Origin of the sequence: Chitinophaga sp. (assembly GCF_035538455.1) — a bacterium.
GTDB lineage: Bacteria > Bacteroidota > Bacteroidia > Chitinophagales > Chitinophagaceae > Chitinophaga.
Genome location: NZ_DATLKJ010000097.1, coordinates 77,527 through 99,871, shown reverse-complemented (window position 1 = coordinate 99,871; position 22,345 = coordinate 77,527). Strand labels below are relative to the sequence as shown.

Here is a 22,345-nt window from a genome sequence, read left to right as displayed (position 1 = left end):
CGCCCAGTAATCACACTCGCGATCTGCCAGCAGCTCAGGGATGCGGCTCTCCCAGAAACCATGTATACCATGTTGCCCTGTAAGCTGACCATTGTGATTGGAGCTTACATGCAGGGGTACATGCGCATCTGCGACATAATGCCCCAGCTCTGCAGATACCTGCAGAATACGCTGTTGATCCTTATCACGGAAGGCCCGTGTAAGTATCGCCAGCATTTTTTCCAGGTGCCAGGGCAATATGCCGTTCCGGTTCAGTGAGTCTGCACCATACTTGTCAAGCGCCTCCTGCCAGCTGTGTGGAATATTGCTGTAAGGGGGCGTGTCGAAAATATCAATATCGATGTAATGTCTTGCGCCTTCCGCTGCCACCACATATCTTCTTTTATCGGGATCTGTGGCATGCACGGTTATATACTCCAGGTGAGGCTTATACAGCTGCATCATCTCCGGAGGGAGACAAAACACTGCCAGTCTGTTGATTCGCTGATGGGCAAAAAATCCCCATCCGTGAACATCTTCGCTTATAAGTATAAATGCAAGAAATACGAAAATTCGTATGTGGGTTCGGGTTAACATGACATATATTTTTTGGGGACGATGAATCTACGAATATTTAGGGATTTTTTTATGTAGTTATTTTTTTATTTAAAATGCAGCGGAGATCAGCAGGTGTTGCAGTACATAATCTGCATTGACTGGTCTCCGCTGCATTTTAAATAAAAAAATAACTACATAAAAAAATCCCTAAATATTTGTGACTCCACCGCTGACAGCAAACTTCATAGCTTCGCCTGCTGATATATTCTCCAGTGGTTTTACTCTCTCTTTGGGAACCATAAATACTTTACCGGTGATAGCATAAGCATGCGGTACATATACAGCCATATAACCCTCCAGTCCGAAATTGCTCACATCAGCCTGCGTGATAAATCCCATTTCCCAGACATCCACGCCATAGACCTGCACCAGTACAGGGTGATCAAACTTTTTCTTTTCACCCACAAACGCATCAAAAACATCCTTGATGGAAGTGTAAATGTATTTAATGAATGGTGTGCGCTCCAGCAAACGGTCGAACATATCAAAAATACGACCGATGATAAACGAAGAGCTCAGGTACCCAACCGCAACAACCAACAGCAATACCAGCAGAAATCCTACGCCCTTATATTTTAAAAAATTGAAAGAATTATCTGAGGGGATCAGCTCCTTCGGGATCAGGTTGTCTATTGTAACAAATGCCCAATACAGCGTAAATGCTGTAATGCCAATAGGGGCAAGGATTAGCAGACCCTGGAAGAAATACCGCAGCACGCGGGAAGCAAACGCTTTGAATTTAAGCTTAGGCGACATGGTATATGTATATAAGAATGCAAATTACTCAATGTTTCGCGTTTCTCGCAGGATACATGGGATTGCCGGTGTATATCGGGATTTATTTTGTTGAATGATACTTGCTTAAAGCGATTTTAAGTTTTAATTTAACCTTAAAACAATATTGAAAAACCAGGCGCGAGATTCTTCACATCCGTCCAGACAGTTTTCTACATAAAATACATGTTCCTACATGTAAAAAAATATTACTGGAAACTTTGGTGGTTTAAAAAGTTTCCATAGTTTTGTTGTCGTATAGCAAACAATGTTATAGCTGAAAACCATATGGAACCACAGGAACGTATTATGGACACGGCTTTCGGACTGTTTCGCCAATATGGAACGCGGTCGATTACTATGGACGACATAGCTGAAAGAATGGGCGTTTCAAAGAAAACACTCTACGCGCATTTCACCGACAAAGATGATATGGTATTGCATACCATGACCCGCTTTGTGAACCTGGTGCATGCGGAGTGTCAGGCTGATCACGCTAAATCCCGCGATGCCATAGAAGAACTGTTCCTGGTAATGGAGATGCTGGACAGGAGGATGAGGAACATGAATCCCGTTATGCTCCTGGATCTTCAGAAATTTCACCAGAAGGCGTACCAGGTATTCATGGAATACAGGAATACACACCTTGCCAATATGATCCGCGAAAACCTGGAGCGTGGCATCAAAGAAGGACTTTACCGACCGGATATCGACATCAAAATCTTAACACTGTACCGCGTTTACGGATGTATGCTGTGCTTTCAGCCAGAAGCCTTCCCGGGTGTCTCAGATATGCCAAAAGTGCAGAATGTATTGCTAGAAAATTTTTTATATGGGGTGGCCTCGGCAAAGGGATACAAACTCATAGAAAAATATAAACAACTATCGCAAAACAGGTAATATTATGCAACTAATCAGACAGCTCACCGGAGTAACCTTAACGGTAGGGCTGCTTTCACTGGCCGGAGTATCCCGTGCCCAGCAAACGGCTGTGCAGGAACCTATCCGGCTTTCGGCCAGAGAAGCAGTGAACTACGCATTGGCTAACCAGGCTGCCGTAAAATCAGCCAAACTGGATGAGCTCATCCAGCTGGCGAAAAACAAGGAAGTAAGTGGACTGGCGCTGCCTTCTGTGAACGGTACCGGCTCCTATCAGTATAATCCTATTCTTCAAAAGCAGATGTTCAACATGAGGAACTTTGGCTTGCCCAAAGATTCCTTTACAGTTGTTACATTCCAGCTGCCACATAATCTCGTGGGGGAGGTAAAGGTCACACAAACGCTCTTCGATCCGAGCGTACTCGTTGCTTTACAAGCCCGCAAAACACTGGAAGAGCTGGCAGCGCAGAGTGTCGCCAAAACTGAGGTAGATGTAAAAGTCAATGTATATAAAGCGTACTACAACGTACTCTCTGCGCGAAAAGCCCTGACCATACTCGATGGTAACATCTCCACTATGGAGAAGCTGCTCAGCGATACCAAAGAGATTTATAAAAATGGCCTTGTGGAAAAGCTTGATGTAGACAGGCTTACTGTACAATACACCAACCTTCAGTCAGAACAGACGAAGCTCCGGAACCTCATTGAGGTGGGATTGGCGGCCCTCAAATACCAGATGGGTATGCCGCTCCGGCAGGGTGTAACGTTAACGGATACACTCTCTACTGCGGAAATCGCTTCCAATGTATTGGACCTGGACAAATTTGACTACGCACAGCGTATAGAATACAGGTTGTTACAATCAAAAAAGAAGGCCAACGAATACGACCTGAAAAGATATAAACTGAAAGGATTGCCTTCTCTCCAGATCTTTGGCTCTACGGGAGCGCTGAGAGGAAGTGATCGTTTCGATTATTTCAAAACCCAGATGTGGTACGGCTATGTGAACACAGGATTGAACCTCTCTCTCCCTATCTTCACCGGATTCCAGCGCAAACGCCAGGTGGATCAAGCGTTTCTCGCTGTGAAGAAAAGCGAGATAGAACTCGAAAATCTCAAGTTGGGTATAGATGTTGAAAGAGAACAATCAGCCTCCACTTTCAAAAACAACGTACTGACGCTTGAAGCGCAGGAGAAGAATATGCAGCTGGCACAGGATGTACACAATCTCACACAGGTGAAATACAAAGAGGGTGTGGGCTCCAGCCTGGAGATGTCTACCGCTGAAAATGATCTGCTCACTGCTCAGAACAATTATTTCACAGCACTATATAATGCTATCGTCGCCAAGATTGATCTGCTTAAAGCATACGGCAAATTATAGTGTAAAAAATTCCAATCACCATTCACTGCTATTTATATGAATAAAAGATATTTCATCATTCCTGCATTCACTGTATTATTCGCTGCCTGCGGTGGCGGCGGCGGAAACAAATCCGAACAGCTGCAAAAACTCAAACAGGAGAAAGCCAAGTATAATGAAGATGCCGACAAAAAAATAGCTGCGCTGGAAAAAGAACTGGGCAAAACAGATTCTACAGCCGCCAAGATGAAAGATGTAACAGTAGCGGAAGTGAGGGATACTGTATTCGAACATTACATTGATGTACAGGGAAGTGTGGATGCCCGCGAAAATGTAAACGTATCTGCCCGCGTGCCAGGTGTAGTAACTGCTATCTATGTGAAGGAAGGTCAGCATGTAAGCCAGGGACAAACACTGGCGCAGGTGGAAGACCAGGTGCTGAAAGCTAACGTAGCAGAGCTACGCACACAGATGGATCTCGCCAATACGCTCTTTGAAAAACAGAAAAACCTATGGTCTCAGAAAATAGGATCTGAAGTACAATACCTGAATGCCAAAAACCAGAAGGAAAGCCTGGAAAGAAAGACGGCTACCCTGCAGGATCAGCTGGCCCAGACCCGAATCATCTCTCCGATCAGCGGCACAGTAGATGCTGTGATTGTGAAGCTGGGGGACAATGCTATGCCAGGTTTTCCAGCCTTCCGTGTGGTAAATGCCAACAACCTGAAGGTAACGGCGAATATAGCTGAAACCTATGCCGGGCTGGTGAAAACAGGGGATCGCGTGCTGATCGCTTTCCCGGATATCAATCGCCAGATTATTGCCAACATCAGCTTCGCTTCCCGCACTATCGATCCGCTTAGTCGTACCATCAAGGTCGAAGTGCCGCTGAAGGCAGACAATGCGCTGCGCCCGAACATGATCGCACATATCAAAATAGTGGATTACACAGCCAGCAATGCTATCGTGATCCCCGTAAATGTAATACAGTACTCTTCCGGTAAACCCTACGTGCTGGTTGCTCAGAATGCTAACGGCAAACAGGTGGCTGTAAGAAAAACCGTTGAGCTCGGACGCACGTACAACGACAGGGCAGAAATCAAAAGCGGCCTGCAAAAAGGCGACGTCATCATTACTACCGGATTTCAGGGACTGAATGATAATGATCTGATCAAATCGTAAGGCTTTCAGCAAAAGCTAACAGCTAAAATCAAGATTATGCAAGACAATCTCAATAAAGAGTTTAAGCCTACCAGTTGGTCCATCGATAATAAAGTGAGCATATATGTAGCCACTCTTATCGTGGCTATTGCAGGTATACTTTCCTATATCAATCTGCCCAAGGAACAGTTTCCGGAAGTAGTGTTCCCACAATTCTATATCAATACGATCTACGCCGGTACTTCCCCGGAAGATATGGAAACACTGGTGACCAAGCCGATTGAAAAACAGCTCAACGGTATCTCCGGTGTGAAGAAGATCAAGAGCACGTCCATGCAGGACTTCTCTGCTATCACGATAGAGTTCAACGCCAATGAGGATATTGAAGCAGCCAGGCAACAGGTGCGTGAAAAAGTGGATGATGCGAAGAAAGACCTGCCGAAAGATCTCACTCAGGAGCCGCAGATCGTGAAGATAGACGTATCACAGATACCCATCATGAACGTGAATCTCTCCGGCGACTTCGACCTGCAGACGCTGAAACGCTATGCAGATGATATGAAGGACCGTATCGAGGCGCTCAATGAAATCACTCGTGTGGACTTAGTTGGAGAGCTGGAGCGCGAGATCCAGATTAATGTCGACAAATACAAGATGGATGCCGCCAAAATCAGCTTCGAGGATATCATCGGTGCTATCCAGGGTGAAAATATTACCATCTCCGGCGGTCTGGTATCTATGGACGGGCAGAAACGCACGCTCAGTGTGAAAGGTGAGTACAAGGATCCTTCCCGCATCGGTAATATCATTGTACGCGGCCAGTCTGGCGCCACTGTTTACCTCAAGGATATCGCCAATGTGGTGGATGGCTTCCTGGAACAGGAAAGCTATGCACGTCTGGCTGGAAAGAATGTAATCACGCTCAACGTTATCAAACAGAGTGGTAAAAACCTGATCGACGCATCCGATAAGATACAAGCCATCAAAGATGACATGGTGGCTAACTATTTCCCGAAAGGGCTGAATGTTACCATTACTGCGGATCAGTCTAAATCCACACGCGTTACCCTGCATGACCTCATCAATACCATTATCATCGGATTTATCCTGGTAACCCTGATCCTGATGTTCTTCATGGGGGCTGTGAACGCCATATTCGTGGCGCTTTCAGTTCCAATATCCATGTTCATTGCCTTCCTCCTGATGCCGATGTACGGCTTCACACTGAATATGATGGTGTTGTTCTCTTTCCTGCTGGCCCTGGGTATTGTGGTGGATGATGCGATTGTGGTGATAGAGAACGTGCATCGTATTTTTAATGAGCGAAGGGACCTGGGTATCGTGAAGGCCGCGAAAATAGCAGCGGGAGAAGTGTTTCTGCCGGTGTTGTCGGGAACGCTCACCGTGTTGGCGCCGTTTGTGCCATTGCTGTTCTGGCCCGGTGTGATTGGTAAATTCATGTTCTATCTGCCGGTAACACTGATTACAACACTGGGTGCTTCGTTGCTGGTGGCCTATATCATCAACCCGGTATTTGCTGTGGATTTCATGGACAGACATGAAGGCGAACATCATCCCAAACCTAAGTTTGACAAGAAATTTAAAATACTTACAGCAGCATTCGCGCTGCTGGCGCTGATTGGTTATGCCAATGGCAGCAGAGGTGTGGGCAACTTTGTGATATTCCTTTACCTCCTGATCGTGCTGGAACGTTTCTGGCTGGGTGGCGTGGCCCGCCGTTTCCAGCTTGGATTCTGGCCTAAAGTGCAGGAGCGTTACAAGCTGGTGCTGAAATGGTGTCTTGTTGGCTGGCGCCCGATATGGATTCTGGTGGCCACTTTCGTTCTGCTCATTTTCAGTATCGTACTTACCGGTATCAGGAATCCGAAAGTGGTGTTCTTCCCGACAGCGGATCCCAACTTCATCTATACTTACATCGAACTGCCTAACGGTACGGATCAAAAGTATACAGATTCTATCACGCACATCGTGGAAAACCGCATCACCAAAGTGGTTGGCGCTAATAATCCGATTGTGGAATCCATCATCTCCAATGTGGCCAAAGGTGCCGGCGACCCATCACAGATGGATCTGAGTACACAGCCGCAGAAGGGTAAGGTAACTGTTGCCTTTGTAGAATTTGGTGCCAGGAATGGGCAATCAACGGTACTGTACCTCGAGAAGATCAGGAATGCTGTGAAAGGAATCCCGGGTACCAATATTACTGTTGAACAGGAGCAGGGTGGCCCCCCAACAGGTAAGCCGATTAACATCGAGATTACTGGCGATAATTTTGATGACCTTACCAATTCTTCTTTCGGCCTGAAACGTTATCTCGATTCACTGCAGATAGGAGGCGTGGAAGAGCTGAAGAGTGATTTTGAAGCTAATAAGCCGGAGATCGTAGTGAATATCGACAGGGAGAGGGCCAATAATGAGGGTATCTCCACCCGCCAGATCGGTGGTGCGCTGCGTACCGCGCTCTTCGGGTTTGAAGCCTCAAAGATCCGCGATGCGAAAGATGAATACAAAATCATGGTGCGACTGAATGAAGATCAGCGCAATAATATTGATAATCTGATGAACCTGAACCTGGTGTACAGGGATATGAACATGGGTGGCGCAATCCGTCAGGTGCCGTTGTCGGCCGTTGCTGATATTCATTACTCAAACACCTATGCCGGTATCAAACGTATCGACCAGAAACGTGTAATCACATTGTATTCCAACGTATTGACGGGATATAATGCCAACGAGGTGGTGCAAAATATCGAAGGTGCCATCCGCAATTTCTCTCATCCAAATTCAGTGACGATCAAAATGACCGGAGAGCAGGAAGACCAGCAGGAGACAATGAATTTCCTGTTAGTAGCCATGCTTGGGGCATTTGGATTGATCTTAATGATCATGGTTACCCAGTTTAACTCCATAGGGCGTCCGCTGGTTATTTTCATGGAGATCCTCTTCAGTATTATTGGGGTGTTCCTTGGATTTGCCACTTTCAAAATGGACATCTCCATTGTGATGACGGGTGTGGGTATTATGGCGTTGGCGGGTATTGTGGTGAGAAATGGCATCGTGCTGGTGGAATTCACTGACCTGCTGATAAAACAGAATATGCCAGTTTATGATGCTGTGGTGGAAGCAGGCAAAACCCGTATGACACCTGTGTTACTGACTGCGATAGCCGCTATCCTTGGTCTGATCCCGCTGGCAGTGGGGCTGAATATAGATTTCGCCACCCTTTTCAGCGATTTTCAGCCGCATATCTTCTTCGGAGGCGACAGTGTTGCCTTCTGGGGACCACTGGCCTGGACCATGGTGTTTGGTTTGATCTTCGCTACCTTCCTCACGCTGATCCTGGTACCTGTGATGTACGCTATGAACAAGCGTTCCATCGATGTGCTGGATAGGTATGGCTGGCCCCGTGGGCTGAAGTATGTGCCTTTCCTGGTGCTGGTCCTGAAACTGTTTATGAAGAGGGACGCGGTCAGGAAACTCCACGATCCGGAATATGTATCGCCCAAACCGTATGAGTTCTTCCCGGAGCCTGGGCAGGAAAATAACGGGGTGGTGCATGCAGGAAGGAAAGTTGAAGGGGTAGGCGTCAATTAAGGGGTCAACAAGAAAACTTCAAGTTTTTACTTATACAGTGTAACAGTTGTAGGTTAACAGTCTCCGTCCCGATTCTTCGGGACGGATTTTTTTTGTATATTGTGGACGAAACCATATTTTTAATTGCATTAACAAATTTTAACAAACAAGATGCTGGGCATTTGAGTAGCCTTTATTACTTTTGATTCTTCAGATAGTTCACGTTACTAACCATATACAGCCTTAGTCTTATATGCCTTATGATATAGAGAAGTAATTTTAGAATAAAACAATCTGATTTAAACAGTTATATAGGTTTGCCTGTTTTATAGTTATGAGGAAATAAGAATTACAGCAGTTAACAGGAGGTGCCATTAAAAGAAAAGTCAGGCAATTGATTGGAAGACCATGGAGTACGTAGCAACACTAGCGTTTGCTAAAGAGCAGGACCAACAGGATCCACTAAATAAATTCAGGGAGCAGTTTTATTTTCCACAGAGAAAAGGGAAGGATGCAATTTATTTATGCGGCAATTCACTTGGATTACAGCCTAAAAATGTTAAGGCAGCCATCGAGCAGGAGTTAGCAGATTGGCAGCAATGTGCAGTGGAGGGATATTGGGCAGCTAAAAATCCCTGGCTGTATTACCAGCAATACTGCAGTAAACCCCTGACAGCTATTCTGGGCGCAAGCCAGCAGGAGCTAACGGTAATGAATACACTTACCGTGAACCTGCACCTGATGATGTTAAGCTTTTACAAGCCAACCAAACAACGGTTTAAAGTGTTAATGGAGGCAGGAGCATTTCCCAGCGATCAGTATGCAGTTGAGACGCAGGTTAAATTTCATGGTTTTAATCCGGAAGATGCGATCATAGAGGTTTCCCCAAGAACCGGCGAAAATTTGATAAGAATAGAAGATATTTTAGAGATAATTAACAGAGAAAGTGATAGCTTAGCATTAGTTTTATTCGGAGGGATTAATTACTATACCGGACAGTTTTTTGATATACCAGCTATTACTGCTGCAACACACAGTGTAGGCGCTTATGCAGGTTTTGACCTGGCGCACGTGGCAGGAAATATTCCGGTAAGTTTGCACAATTGGGAAGTAGATTTTGCCGTTTGGTGCTCATATAAGTACCTGAATGGCGGTCCCGGCGCGGTAGGAGGCGCATTTGTGCATGAAAAGCATGCCAGCAACCGCGGATTTCTCCGCTTGGGTGGCTGGTGGGGGAACGAAGAGAGTGCACGTTTTAAAATGGAAAAAGGGTTTGTGCCTAAAAAAGAAGCCGAAGGTTGGCAGCAAAGCACCGCTCAGGTGTTTAACATGGTAAGCCTGAAAGCATCCCTTGAATTATTTGAGGCCGCCGGTATCGGCGCTTTACGTAGTAAAAGCATGGCGCTGACCAACTACCTGGAATTCCTGCTACAACAGGTGAAAGGTATTGACTTTGAAATTATTACACCTAAAAATTGTAATGAACGTGGTGCTCAGCTATCTTTGCGATTTTTTAACAGAGGTAAGGAGATACATCAGCAAATGACGGATGCCGGTATAATCGTTGATTGGAGAGAACCCGGAGTCATCAGGGTTTCACCGGCACCCTTGTATAACTCTTATCAGGACGTATTTCATTTTTATGAAATCATAGCAAATATTGCTTCAAACGCTTAATTAAGTAAGATGAATTTTGAGAGAAACGAACGCCCCCGCAGGCCCTACTCTTCTGATACCAACAAAGAGAACGATCCCAGTAAGGAGAGAGGTGACTTTAAACCCAACTTAAACAGTGAGCGGGAGGGTGGAAAACCCGACTACAACAGTGGAGACCGGGAAGGTCGTCCAGCTTACAACAGAGATCGTGAAGGCGGATATCGCCCACGTACAGACTATAACCGTGATGGAGGCTATGACCGCGGCAGCGGTGGTGGTTATGACCGCGGCGGCGGTGGTGGCTACGACCGTGGCGGTGGTGGTGGTTATGACCGCGGCGGCGGTGGTGGTGGTTACGACCGTGGCAGCGGTGGTGGTGGTTACGACCGCGGAGGCGGTGGTGGTTACGACCGTGGCGGCGGTGGTGGTTACGACCGCGGTAGCGGCGGTGGTTACGACCGTGGCGGTGGCGGCTATGACCGCGGCGGCGGTGGTGGTGGCTACAATCGCGGTGGCGGTGGTGGTGGTTATGACCGTGGTGGCGGTGGTGGTTACGACCGTGGCGGCGGCGGTGGCGGCTATGACCGTGGTGGCGGCGGTGGTTACAATCGCGGCGGCGGCGGTGGTGGTTATGACCGTGGCGGTGGCGGCGGCGGTTACAATCGCGGCGGTGGTGGTGGTGGCTACAATCGCGGTGGCGGTGGTGGCGGCTATAACCGCGGAGGTGGACGCCCTAGCCCAGGACGTAGACCCGGACGCATGGAACCCAAGCCTGACAACAAAATTTACTTTATCGCGCTGCTGCCTACCGCAGAAGTGGGTAAGGAAATCATAAAGATCAAACAGGAATTTGCTGAACAATACGGACCAATGTATGCATTGAAAGTATTGCCTCACATTACCCTGCAGGTTCCGTTCACAGCTGATCCGGCGCTGGAAAAGGCCTTCTGCGATGAGCTTACAGAGTTCGCAAAAACACAGGCTCCTTTCGAAGTATCCCTGAACGGATTCGGAACCTTCCCGAACAAACAAAACCGTGTACTGTTCATTAACGTGGAAAAGAGCGAAACCATGTCTACAATGCATCGTCAGCTGATCAACTTCCTGCGTAAGGAATTTGGCTTCAGTACTATGCTGGCACGCACAGGCTTCACTCCACACGTTACCGTGGCCTTCAAAGACCTGGAAGATGATCAGTTCAATAAGGCATGGCCTGAGTACGAAAACAAAGAGTACACAGCTACCTTTAAGGTAAATAACCTGTACTTCCTCCGCCATAATGGCAAGTCATGGGAAGTGCTGCAGAAATGCAAACTGGGCGGCGCCTGATAACGCACGCTTATAAAATACCGAAAGGCCGCCTGCATTCCGCGGGCGGCCTTTACATTTGAAATATAAAACACAGAACAACAGTGTAGATTATACGAAAACCCGTAGTATCATATCTTTATCAGTCTCCCCGTCCCTCTGATTTCACTATGCAGCTCGGGATTTCCCGAATACGTCACATTACCACTGCCATAGATACCAACATTCAGCAGCTTATCCACATGAAGCGAATGACCGCCTGTGCCACGGATAGTAATATCGGCACGCTGCACTGACATCTCTGTACCATAAACAGCACCATTGCCGTTTATATCGCTGTCAATTGTATCACTGTGCCCCTTGATGAAAATATTGCCTGAACCGTTGATCGTCGTTTTCAGGGTACCTGATGATAACAGTAGTGAGGCATCTCCACTACCATTCTGTTCATATGTAAGCAGTGGGCATAGTAAGGTGTCCTTACTATATAAATCTCCGGTGCCATAGAAGGCGATCCGCTGAAAAATACGACTGTGCACATATACCTGTATAGGCATATGCCTACTGAGTTCCACGTCTTTTTTGATGCGTATGCATAATGTATTTCGCCGCGTATCCGTTTCAACTGCATCAATGATATTGTCCTCCGCCATTATCTCCACCAGACCGCTGAGATCCTGTGCCAGATGCACTTCAAACGGACCTGATATCTCCACATCTGTGAATGGGGAAATGCTACGTTTCACCGCGATCACATTGCCGGAGCCTGAAAGTTTCTCCTTGGTACAGCTGCCAAGAATAAGGCTGAAAATAACAAGCATGAGTAACAGCCATCCAACGCTCAGGCTCGTATACGTGATTACAACTTGCTTCTTCTTCATGGTCATTTCATGGGATGGTTCATGAAGATGACGGCTCCAAAAGAAGTTACCCCTATATAGTTGATAAATTGAAATGAAAAAATAAGGTGGGAAAAGCACAGTACTAACAGGAATAAGAGCCCGCATAAAAAAATAAGCCGGCCGTACAGACGTACGGAACCGGCTTTTGATTAACCCCTATGAAAACCAACTATTGCGCTTATTTAATGTGTCAATTTAATTTCTCCAAGATCAGTAGATCTTCCATCTTCCACTTTAACATCTGTAACAGTTGCAGGCTTAAATGGAACTTTCGCTCCTATTATAACGGTATAAATACCTGCTTTCGCATTTTGGAAACTGAATGCACCATCAGAAACCGGAACTTTCAATGTATCGGTTCCCTGAACAGCCCATGCTTCAGTGGCACCATCTGCAGGTGTTACTTTCCCTGTTATAATGCCTCCGTCGATGTTTCTGAATGCAAGGGCGGCAGACATAACGGCCGCAAGCGCCAATATACTTACCCTCATCTTTTTCATAGCATTCGTTTTATACGGTTTACAACAAAATTTATGACAGATAATGAGTCAGCATCCGTTTCAGATATCAATTCAATAACAAAAGAACTTTCTCTTTTTCTGATGGATGATTTTGCAATTACGGTGCCATAAAACTTCGGCATACAATGCTTTAACAATTATTTGGGAAGACGTTAACAAAATAAAAAAGCCGCCTCCGGAGAAGCGGCCTTTCATAAAACTATATCAGTAGTTATCTTTTGTTCAGTTTACTTAACAGACGCAGTATTTCGAGGTACAGCCATACCAGTGTTACCAGCAGACCAAAAGAACCATACCATTCAAAATATTTGGGCGCACCCTGTGCTGCTCCCTGCTCGATCATATCAAAATCCAGAATCAGGTTCAGCGCAGCAATACACACCACTACCAGCGAGAAACCAATACCAATAATACCACCACCATTGATGAATGGTATATCAATGTGGAATAAACGCAGTACCAATGTAATTAAGTAGAAAACACCAATACCCAGTGTTGCTGTCATTACGATGGATTTAAAGCGCTCTGTTGCGCGGATCACACCAGCACGGTATAATACCAGCATTGCAATGAAAGTACCGAAAGTAAGCCCCACAGCCTGGATCACAATGCCCTGGTACTTCGCATTGAACATCGCAGAAATAGCGCCCAGAAACAGACCTTCCGCAATAGCGTAAGCTGGCGTCAGGTATGGAGACCATTCCTTCTTAAAGATGATCACCAACGCCAGTATAAATCCGCCAATCGCACCGCCAAAAACCAGCGGTACCACAGTGGAGTTGCCTTTCAGAAATTCACCGTAAGAAAAAATTGCGGCTGCCATCAGCATCACCAGCAGAAAAGCCATTTTGTTAACAGTACCACGGATGGTCATGGTTTCGCCAGAAGTCTGGGCCACTTTGTCAAAAACACTTTGTTTCAGTACAGGGTTGTTCGATTGAAATAGTGCCATAAAGTATAGTTTAAAAAATTCGGCTTAAAAATACGATTTGATTTGACACAAAGCTATTACCCGCCTGCTTTTTGTATTAAAATTAGCATTTACCTTTGAATAACTTCAGGTTATGACCTATAACCAGAAGTAATAAGAATAAGGCTTTGAACCGATAATAGTCTACTTACTTTGTGTACTTTTGTGCGGGATAATAATCAATCTGGCAGCGAAATAATGTTACTACCTGCTGATTGACTAAATTTACACCCTGAACAAGATTATCTTACAGAACAATAATAAATAATAGATGCCTAATACTTCGATACAACAGCTGGAAGATGTAGTGATAAAATTTGCAGGCGACAGTGGAGACGGGATGCAGTTAACAGGCAGCCAGTTTTCCAATAATACCGCCCTGATAGGTAATGACCTTAGTACTTTCCCTGACTTCCCCGCCGAAATACGCGCACCCCAGGGTACTTTGCCCGGTGTGAGCGGGTTTCAGCTGCACTTTTCCTCTAACAGGATATTTACTCCCGGTGATGCCTGCGATGTACTGGTGGCTATGAACGCCGCCGCTCTCAAAGCCAACCTGAAAGGACTCAAGAAAGGCGGTATTATCATCGCCAATACTGACGGCTTCGATGCCAAAAACCTCCGTCTTGCTAACTATCCGGAAGGCATAAACCCACTGGAAGACGGTTCCCTGGCTAATTATCAGCTGCATACTATGGATGTCACCAAAATGACCCGTGAAGCGCTGAAAGACATCAACATGGGTATGAAAGAGAAAGACCGTGCAAAAAATATGTTTGTACTGGGCTTCCTCTACTGGCTCTATGACCGCAACATGGAGAACACCGAAAACTTCCTGAAAGACAAATTCGGTAAGAAACCAGAGATACTTGAAAGTAACCTGAAAGCATTACATGCTGGTTATAACTTTGCTGACACGGTGGAAGCATTCACTACCCGTTTCCGTGTGGAAACAGCACGCATGGAACCAGGTACTTACCGCAGCATCACCGGCAATACTGCCCTGTCATATGGTCTGGTGGCCGCTTCACAGAAGGCCAACCTGCCGATTTTCCTGGGTACCTACCCAATCACACCTGCTTCCGACATACTACATGAACTGAGCCGCCTTAAGAACTTCGGCATCCGCACCTTCCAGGCGGAAGATGAGATTGCTGGTATCACATCAGCTATAGGTGCTTCCTACGGCGGATTTATGGGTATCACCACTACATCCGGCCCCGGTATGGCGTTGAAGGGTGAGGCAATGGGACTGGCTGTAATGCTGGAAATTCCACTGCTGATAGTGGATATTCAGCGTGGAGGACCTTCTACAGGTCTGCCTACGAAAACAGAACAATCTGATCTCCTGCAGGCTTACTATGGCCGTAACGGGGAATGCCCCATGCCGGTTATATCTGCTTCTACTCCGGCAGACTGTTTCGAGGCTGTATTTGAGGCGTTCCGCATCGCTGTGAAACATATGACACCGGTTATATTCCTGAGTGACGGCTACATTGCCAATGGTGCAGAGCCCTGGCGTTTCCCTAAGAGCACTGACCTGCCAACCATTGAAGTGAAATTCAAAAAAGGTCTCGATGAAGGCGAAGAACAATTCCTGCCATATCATCGTGATGAAAACCTGGTACGCCCTTGGGCAGTGCCTGGTACTCCAGGTCTGGAACACCGCATCGGTGGCCTGGAAAAGCAAAATATCACCGGTAACGTAAGCTACGATCCGGAGAACCATCAGTTGATGGTGAAGATCCGCCAGGAGAAAGTAGATAAGATCGCGGAGCATATTCCGCAGCAGAAAATAGAAGTAGGTCCTGAAAAAGGTAAGGTATTGGTACTTGGCTGGGGCTCTACCTATGGCGCAATCAAGAGTGCTGTACTGGAGCTGTTGGCAGAAGGTCACGAAGTGGCACATGCCCACATCCGCCACCTCAGGCCCTTCCCGAAAAATCTCGGCGAGATCCTGCACAGCTACGATAAAGTGCTGATCCCTGAAATCAATAACGGTCAGCTGATCAAGATAATCCGTGATCAGTTCCTTATTGATGCCAAAGGTTACCATAAAATAATGGGTGTACCCATCACCAAAGGTGAGCTGGTAACGCATATCAGAGAGATGCTGGCATAATGCAGTACATCAATATGATTTTGTTAAACAATAAAAAAACCTGTCCACTGTGACAGGTTTTTTCGTACTTTCCCTATACGGGGACTATTACAGCTACCTCCCCGTGTGTTTAACATTATCTAGTTTTAAGTCAGCTATTATGAGCCTTTTTCGAGTATTGTTTAGCTTGCTAACGGTTGCTGTATTGTTTGTGCAGGCAAACGCCCAGACCAACACATTTGAAGTAAGGGTAGCCAATCATGCCATCGGCACAATCGAAGCACAACGAAAAATCAATGGAGCAGCCAAGAGCATTATTATCAAAACACGTATTCAGACCATTCTGTCGAAAGTAAACAGTGACATCATCAACGAATACAACAATAATGTATTGACCATGGCTCGTTCCACCCGCATTTCCGGGAAGAACGGCGACGACAAGGAAACAACTACGAGTCGTAACGGTAACAACTATATGATTGTACTGAATGGTACCCGTTCCGTAATAGATAATACTGAAATCAGTCATTGTGTAGGCGATCTCTATTTCGCAGAGCCTAAGCAGGTGACGCGTATCTTTTCTGAAACGCTGGGGCGCTTCCTGGCCCTGAAGCCGATTGGTAACGGAGCATATGAGCTGTTACTGCCTGAAGGGAAAAAGAATATCTATAAATATGAGAACGGTACGCTGGTACAGGTGGAAGTAAATCATACACTGGGGAAAGCGATTTTTGTTAAAAACGGATAACGATGGCAGCAGACCTCTCCGCTATCTACAGCACACTACATGGGCTCATTAGCAGCTATACGCCTCCGCTCACCGCCAAGATTGAAGAGGATAGCCGTTATGAGGTATATTCTCTCAAGCCGGTGGAATTGGCAGGCAGACCAATCCCTGAGCTTTTCTTTGCGGGATTGGGACGCCGCAGCAATTATGTAGGGCTGTACTTTTTCCCGATATACACACATCCGGAAGAATTCACAGGTATATCTGCCATATTGAAAAAATGTCTCAAAGGCAAGTCGTGTTTTCATATTAAAACGCTGGAAGGCGCTATGCTGAAGGATATAGAGAAGATGTTGCGGGATGGATATGATTTTTATAAAGAGAAAAAATTGATTTAAAATAAAAAGAAAAACGGTCCCATCACGGGACCGTTTTTCTTTCCATAAAATAATCAATACAAAAATAGGATCCACCTGTCGGCATCATCAGGAAATCCACATAATCACAGTGTCTTTTCAATGATCTGACCGGACACTTTATCTTTCAGGATAAGTTTCTTCGCGCCAAAGTGCGTCATCTCTTCTTTTACCAGATAATATTGATCGTCATAATCATTCAGTGTTTTGGCTTTGGCAACGCCTTCCTGCCCACGCCAGATCTCGAGTTGCACCGGCTCCCACTGCTTACTGGCAGCACTCTTGTAAGCAGCGTCAAGAATAGCATTTACTACATACCCATCATAGAATGTTTCGCGTGCAGCTTTGCCGCTTTCCATCGCATTGAACATATCGGTGAACATGTGGTTGTAACCCAGTTCGTTGAGCTCATCGCCAACGGGGAAGAGCCAACCGGTGTTGCTTTCTGCTTTTTCAGCAACATAGTCAGCGCCTTTGCCAGTAGTGAACATATCAAAGCCGGTACGCAGGAAGCTATTGAGCCAGATGGTACCTTCAGTGCCCATTACTTCGTCGCGGAGATCGAGGCCACCGCGGAAAGTCCAGCTTACTTCAAACTGGCCGATAGCACCGTTTTCATACTTCACAAGGCCAATAGCGTGATCCTCTGCGTCGATAGGTTTCACCTGGGTGTCAGCCCAGCACATTACTTCCACTGGTTTGATATCCTTGCCGATGAAGCTGCGTGCTATTTCCACACAATGGCAGCCAAGGTCGAGGATACAGCCGCCGCCGGCTTGCTCTTTGTCCCAAAACCATTCACTGTGCGGGCCAGGGTGGGTTTCGCGGGACTTGGCCCAGAGGATCCGACCTAATGCACCCGCCTGTACACTATCGAGCGCTTTCAGAAATTTGGGCGTATATACCAGGTCTTCCAGGTAACCGTGGAAGATGCCGGCTTTTTCTACCGCTTCCAGCATGCGTTTAGCCTCCTGGGCATTGCGGCCCAATGGCTTCGTGCAGATCACCGCTTTCTTGTGTTTACAGCACAGATTAACGGCAGCTTCATGCAGGTTATTCGGGAGGGACACGCATACCACTTCCACTTCCGGGTGCGATACAGCAGCTTCTATGTCTGTAGTCCAGTGCGCCACGTTATAATCGGCTGCAAAACTGGTTGCGCTTTCTTCACGACGCGAATAAATACTTACGATCTTGTCACGGCTTCTTTGTCCCTGCAGAGAATCTGCGTAGAACCGGCCAATGAAGCCAGAGCCGAGCATTGCAATCTTTGCCATACAAAACAGGTTAATAAACTAAAAAATAAAAGCTTAATTGGTGGCAGCTTTTGTGGTTCCGTTCGTATCCTTGAACAATAACAGAAACAGTACCAGCACTACTGCGGCAATGCCGGCAGGAATGAGCCAGATGCTGTGCCAGTTATGAAGTTGATCTGCGGTTTTGTAAGATTCAACAATGGGACCAGATATCAGGAATCCTATCAACATACCCACACCATAGGTGGCCAGCGTAACAAAGCCCTGTGCAGAGCTTTTGAATTCTTCGCCTGCGAGTTTATCGGTGTAGATCTGTCCTGTTACGAAGAAGAAGTCGTAACAGATACCATGAAGTATAATACCTGCTATCAGCATCCAGTAATTGCTGTCCACATTACCATACGCAAACAGTACATATCTCAGTACCCATGCAAACATGCCCAGTGCCAGCATTTTCTTTACACCCAGTCTGGCGAAGAACAGGGGCATTACCAGCATGAAAATAAACTCTGACATCTGTCCCAGTGATTGTTTACCAGCGGCAGCGGTCATACCTATTTCGTTGAGGAAGGGGTTAGTGAAGTTATAATAGAACGCCAGTGGTATACAGATAGCGATAGAAGCGAGGAAGAACAGGAGATAAGACCTGTTTTTCAGCATCCTGATAGCATCCAGGCCAAGGATTTCCTTTACAGAAATCTGTGTGCCTTTTTTCAGTGGTGGTGTTTTAGGCAGTGTAAAGCTGAAGACACCCAGTAGGAGAGAGGCAGCAGCGGCCATTTTAAAGGTGAGATCCAGCGAGTTGCTTTTTTCCCAGTTCAGCCAGCCGATCAGGAGTCCCGCAATGATCCAGCCTATGGTACCAAATACACGGATAGAAGAGAAGTCTTTGCTGGGGTCGCTCATCTGCCGGAAGGAGATCGAGTTTACCAGTGCCAGTGTCGGCATATATAGGATCATGTAAACCAGCAGCACCGGATAGAAGCTGTCGAAACTGGTCATGCCGGAGCAGGTCCACAGTAATGCTGCGCCTATGAGGTGAATAGCGCCCAGGATGACCTGTGCGGAAATAAAACGATCTGCAATGATTCCTACAATAAACGGTGCGATCACTGCGCCTATGGATTGTGTAAGGAATGCCACACTCACCTGGTTGGCATTGGTATTCTGCAGGTTTTTCAGAACAAAGGTACCTAACGTCACAAACCATGCTCCCCAAATGAAGAATTCCAGGAACATCATGAATGACAATTGTACTCTAACGGCTGCTTTCATAACGGTAGTTAAATTGCTTTATAAATTGAATCTTAAAGAACTGTTTAAGATAATAAAATTTAATAAATGCAAATGAAATTAATGATGGAAGAAATAAACTTCCCTGGTTCTACCGGTACAGCCGTAATGTTTTAATTCTCTTTGATCAGCTTCGCATAATACTTGCAGGCAGGCCGCAGGCTGCATTCTCCGCATTTGGGACTACGTGCCACGCAGATATATCTTCCATGTAATATCAGCCAGTGATGAGCGATATGAACCTTTTCTGTGGGAATATGCTTTAGTAGTTGCTGCTCTGTTTGCAGTGGTGTTTTTGCATTGGTGGTAAGGCCAATGCGGGCTGAAACCCTGAATACATGTGTGTCTACGGCCATATTGGGTTGCTGGTGTACTACAGATGTGATCACATTGGCAGTCTTACGGCCTACTCCGGGTAGCTTCACCAACTCCTGCACAGTGGAAGGAATTTCGCCATTGAATTCTTCCACTACCTGCTCCGCCATCCCAATGAGATGTTTGGTTTTGTTGTTAGGATAACTGATACTGCGAATGAGCGGGAAAAGGTCGTCGAATGTAGCTTTGCTCAGTGCATAAACATCGGGATATTTTTCGAAGATGACCGGAGTGGTCATGTTCACCCTTTTGTCTGTGCATTGCGCAGAGAGTATCACCGCTACCAGCAACTGGTATGGATTATCGTAAATCAGTTCTGTTTCTGCATTCGGTGCGTGCTTCTCAAAATAATTGAGCACAAACGCATAGCGCTCTTTTATGGTCATACCGTAAAGATAATAAAAGAGTGCTTCCGCAGTCCGTTGTCAGTAATGGAATTTATTCAGACGGTTGCCTGTTGGAGGCGTAGTCGAAGATCAGCTGCAGTGTGGCTTTCCGGGGAGACTGACGTAGCAGGTCAAGGGCTGCTTTGGTATCCTCCAGGCAAGCCTGCTCTTCCTTGTTTAAAGAAAGCTCTTCCTGAAGAGGTTTGATGTCGCTACCAGTAACAAGACACAGTGTAGAAAGAGAAGTTAGTGTAAAATTACCCATGCAAGGACGGTTTAATGAAAAAGAATTGTGTTCAGGAATATAACGACGGAAAGGTCATATGTATTGTTAAATTAACATAAATTTTTGATAACAGCAAGGGGGCTACTGTTGTGGGGCAGGGGCTACAATGAAGAGGTCTTCATTATCTTTTTTCATATAATACTTTTCCCGGGCGAATTTCTCCAGTTTCTCGGGACTGGACAGCAGCTCCTGCTGTTCTTCGCGGGTTTGCCTGATCTCTTTGATAAAGAATTCCTTCTGGTTTTCCAGCTTGTTCACTTCAGACTGGAACTGGTACTGGTACATCAGGTTGGTCTTGTCCAGGAATGCGAGCCATATTACGAACGCAACGCTGGCAATAAAGAACTTGTTCTTTACAAAAGCGGGCAGTTTTATGGATCTCAGTGATGGCATACTGCAAATTACGAATTAACCGGTAAAAACAAAACCCATTCCTGGCAGTGGAATGGGTTTTGTTTTATGATATTATCAGCGGATTATTTCTTTACATTGATGGCGTTGGTAGGATAGATCGCTACTTCGCCCAGTTCTTCCTCGATACGGAGCAGCTGGTTGTATTTGGCCATACGGTCAGTGCGGGAAGCCGAACCGGTTTTGATCTGGCCGCAGTTCAGTGCTACAGCGAGGTCAGCGATGGTAGTATCCTCAGTTTCGCCGGAGCGGTGGCTCATGATGGAAGTATAACCGGCTTTGTGTGCCATGTTTACGGCATCGATGGTTTCAGTTACAGTACCGATCTGGTTTACTTTGATCAGGATGCTGTTACCAATGTGCTGGTCAATACCCTGTTTCAGGCGTTTTACGTTGGTTACGAACAGATCGTCGCCAACCAGCTGTACGCGGTCGCCAACAGCTTCGGTGAGCTTTTTCCAGCCAGCCCAGTCATCTTCAGCCATACCGTCTTCAATAGAAACGATAGGGTATTTATTGCACCACTCAGCCCAGAACGCAACCATTTCATCGCTGCTGATTACTTTCTGTGAGCTTTTGTAGAATTTGTAAGTGTTGTCTTTTTCGTTGTACATTTCGCTGCTGGCAGCATCCAGTGCGATAGCAATCTGTTCGCCTGGTTTGTAACCTGCTGCGGAAATGGCTTCCAGTACAGTTTCGATAGCCTCTTCGTTGCTCTGGATTTCAGGAGCGAATCCGCCTTCGTCACCCACGTTGGTGCTGTAACCTTTCTTTTTCAGTACTGATTTCAGGTGGTGGAACACTTCCACACCCCAACGCAGTGCTTCAGAAAAAGTAGACGCGCCTACAGGAACGATCATGAATTCCTGGAAATCGATCTTGTTATCAGCGTGCACACCACCGTTGATGATGTTCATCAGGGGAATAGGCAGTGTGAATGCGTTTACGCCACCCAGATAGCGATACAGCGGCTGGTTGCTCTGCTCAGCGGCAGCTTTGGCCACGGCCATGCTCACAGCCAGGGTTGCGTTAGCTCCCAGTTTGGCTTTATTCGGAGTTCCGTCGAGCGCAATCAGGTGTTTATCTATGCCGGCCTGGTCAGTAACTTCCCAGCCTATCAGTTCTTCTGAAATAATTTCATTTACATTTTTAACGGCTTCCAGTACGCCTTTACCCATGTAAACGCTCTTGTCGTTGTCGCGCAGCTCTACTGCTTCGTGCTTGCCTGTAGAGGCACCGGAAGGAACAGCGGCACGACCGAAATGACCATCTTCTGTGGTAACATCTACTTCAATAGTAGGATTCCCGCGGCTGTCGAGGATCTGTCTGGCATGGATCTCTGAAATTGTACTCATAATTCGAAATGTTA

The 22,345-nt window shown here is 46.4% G+C and carries 19 protein-coding genes and 1 pseudogene; 9 read left to right on the top strand and 11 right to left on the bottom strand.

The genetic code is table 11. The features are described 5' to 3' along the window. Together VM802_RS11835 and VM802_RS11830 are read right to left on the bottom strand one after the other, a co-directional pair. Positions 1 to 576, bottom strand: a pseudogene (locus tag VM802_RS11835) (zinc dependent phospholipase C family protein); the annotation flags it as partial. A 168-nt stretch (positions 577 to 744) separates the two neighbouring features. Beyond that, positions 745 to 1,353 carry a DUF502 domain-containing protein gene (locus tag VM802_RS11830; protein ID WP_325530628.1) on the bottom strand — a complete coding sequence of 203 codons (609 nt, stop codon included), beginning with the start codon at positions 1,351 to 1,353 and terminating at the stop codon, positions 745 to 747. A gap of 306 nt (positions 1,354 to 1,659) precedes the next feature. Here VM802_RS11830 and VM802_RS11825 point away from each other — a divergent pair, with 306 nt between their 5' ends. The 6 genes from VM802_RS11825 to VM802_RS11800 all read left to right on the top strand — a co-directional run bounded on the left by VM802_RS11825 (position 1,660) and on the right by VM802_RS11800 (position 11,353). Then, on the top strand, positions 1,660 to 2,271 hold the full coding sequence (locus VM802_RS11825; RefSeq protein WP_325530626.1) for a TetR/AcrR family transcriptional regulator: 612 nt from the start codon (positions 1,660 to 1,662) through the stop codon (positions 2,269 to 2,271). Positions 2,272 to 2,275: 4 nt separating this feature from the next. After that, positions 2,276 to 3,634, top strand: a complete 1,359-nt coding sequence (locus VM802_RS11820; RefSeq protein ID WP_325530624.1) for a TolC family protein — start codon at positions 2,276 to 2,278, stop codon at positions 3,632 to 3,634. A 36-nt stretch (positions 3,635 to 3,670) separates the two neighbouring features. After that, entirely contained in the window at positions 3,671 to 4,795 is a 1,125-nt protein-coding gene (locus VM802_RS11815; RefSeq protein ID WP_325530622.1) for an efflux RND transporter periplasmic adaptor subunit, read from the top strand. A gap of 36 nt (positions 4,796 to 4,831) precedes the next feature. Further along, a complete protein-coding gene (locus VM802_RS11810; protein ID WP_325530620.1) occupies positions 4,832 to 8,389 on the top strand; it encodes an efflux RND transporter permease subunit in 3,558 nt (1,185 codons plus the stop codon). Between the two features lie 387 nt (positions 8,390 to 8,776). Continuing rightward, positions 8,777 to 10,045 (top strand): kynureninase, encoded by a 1,269-nt coding sequence (kynU, locus tag VM802_RS11805; RefSeq protein ID WP_325530618.1) that lies wholly within the window; start codon positions 8,777 to 8,779, stop codon positions 10,043 to 10,045. Positions 10,046 to 10,054: 9 nt separating this feature from the next. Further along, positions 10,055 to 11,353, top strand: coding sequence for a 2'-5' RNA ligase family protein (locus VM802_RS11800; RefSeq protein ID WP_325530616.1), 1,299 nt, complete (start codon positions 10,055 to 10,057; stop codon positions 11,351 to 11,353). 110 nt (positions 11,354 to 11,463) lie between these two features. Here VM802_RS11800 and VM802_RS11795 read toward each other — a convergent pair whose 3' ends face one another. The 3 genes from VM802_RS11795 to VM802_RS11785 form a co-directional block, all read right to left on the bottom strand. Continuing rightward, positions 11,464 to 12,213 (bottom strand): head GIN domain-containing protein, encoded by a 750-nt coding sequence (locus VM802_RS11795; RefSeq protein ID WP_325530614.1) that lies wholly within the window; start codon positions 12,211 to 12,213, stop codon positions 11,464 to 11,466. A 203-nt stretch (positions 12,214 to 12,416) separates the two neighbouring features. Beyond that, positions 12,417 to 12,734 (bottom strand): carboxypeptidase regulatory-like domain-containing protein, encoded by a 318-nt coding sequence (locus VM802_RS11790; protein ID WP_325530612.1) that lies wholly within the window; start codon positions 12,732 to 12,734, stop codon positions 12,417 to 12,419. A gap of 232 nt (positions 12,735 to 12,966) precedes the next feature. Next, positions 12,967 to 13,707, bottom strand: a complete 741-nt coding sequence (locus tag VM802_RS11785; RefSeq protein WP_325530610.1) for a Bax inhibitor-1/YccA family protein — start codon at positions 13,705 to 13,707, stop codon at positions 12,967 to 12,969. 289 nt (positions 13,708 to 13,996) lie between these two features. Between VM802_RS11785 and VM802_RS11780 the strand changes: the two genes are divergently transcribed. The 3 genes from VM802_RS11780 to VM802_RS11770 all read left to right on the top strand — a co-directional run bounded on the left by VM802_RS11780 (position 13,997) and on the right by VM802_RS11770 (position 16,951). Next, entirely contained in the window at positions 13,997 to 15,847 is a 1,851-nt protein-coding gene (locus VM802_RS11780; RefSeq protein WP_325530608.1) for a 2-oxoacid:acceptor oxidoreductase subunit alpha, read from the top strand. A gap of 139 nt (positions 15,848 to 15,986) precedes the next feature. Then, positions 15,987 to 16,574 carry a DUF6134 family protein gene (locus VM802_RS11775; protein ID WP_325530606.1) on the top strand — a complete coding sequence of 196 codons (588 nt, stop codon included), beginning with the start codon at positions 15,987 to 15,989 and terminating at the stop codon, positions 16,572 to 16,574. Positions 16,575 to 16,576: 2 nt separating this feature from the next. Next, positions 16,577 to 16,951 carry a hypothetical protein gene (locus tag VM802_RS11770; protein ID WP_325530604.1) on the top strand — a complete coding sequence of 125 codons (375 nt, stop codon included), beginning with the start codon at positions 16,577 to 16,579 and terminating at the stop codon, positions 16,949 to 16,951. Positions 16,952 to 17,055: 104 nt separating this feature from the next. Here the strand turns inward: VM802_RS11770 and VM802_RS11765 are convergent, their stop codons facing one another. The 6 genes from VM802_RS11765 to eno all read right to left on the bottom strand — a co-directional run bounded on the left by VM802_RS11765 (position 17,056) and on the right by eno (position 22,331). After that, complete coding sequence (locus VM802_RS11765) at positions 17,056 to 18,246, bottom strand: Gfo/Idh/MocA family protein (protein ID WP_325530602.1); 1,191 nt, start codon at positions 18,244 to 18,246, stop codon at positions 17,056 to 17,058. Between the two features lie 33 nt (positions 18,247 to 18,279). Further along, positions 18,280 to 19,500 (bottom strand): nucleoside permease, encoded by a 1,221-nt coding sequence (locus VM802_RS11760; RefSeq protein ID WP_325530600.1) that lies wholly within the window; start codon positions 19,498 to 19,500, stop codon positions 18,280 to 18,282. Between the two features lie 131 nt (positions 19,501 to 19,631). Beyond that, entirely contained in the window at positions 19,632 to 20,279 is a 648-nt protein-coding gene (gene nth, locus VM802_RS11755; protein WP_325530598.1) for an endonuclease III, read from the bottom strand. Positions 20,280 to 20,331: 52 nt separating this feature from the next. Continuing rightward, a complete protein-coding gene (locus tag VM802_RS11750) occupies positions 20,332 to 20,544 on the bottom strand; it encodes a hypothetical protein (protein ID WP_325530596.1) in 213 nt (70 codons plus the stop codon). A 102-nt stretch (positions 20,545 to 20,646) separates the two neighbouring features. Beyond that, a complete protein-coding gene (locus VM802_RS11745) occupies positions 20,647 to 20,958 on the bottom strand; it encodes an FtsB family cell division protein (protein WP_325530594.1) in 312 nt (103 codons plus the stop codon). An 83-nt stretch (positions 20,959 to 21,041) separates the two neighbouring features. Continuing rightward, positions 21,042 to 22,331: a phosphopyruvate hydratase gene (gene eno, locus VM802_RS11740; RefSeq protein ID WP_325530592.1), complete on the bottom strand. Its 1,290-nt coding sequence runs from the start codon at positions 22,329 to 22,331 to the stop codon at positions 21,042 to 21,044. Positions 22,332 to 22,345: the final 14 nt, after the last annotated feature.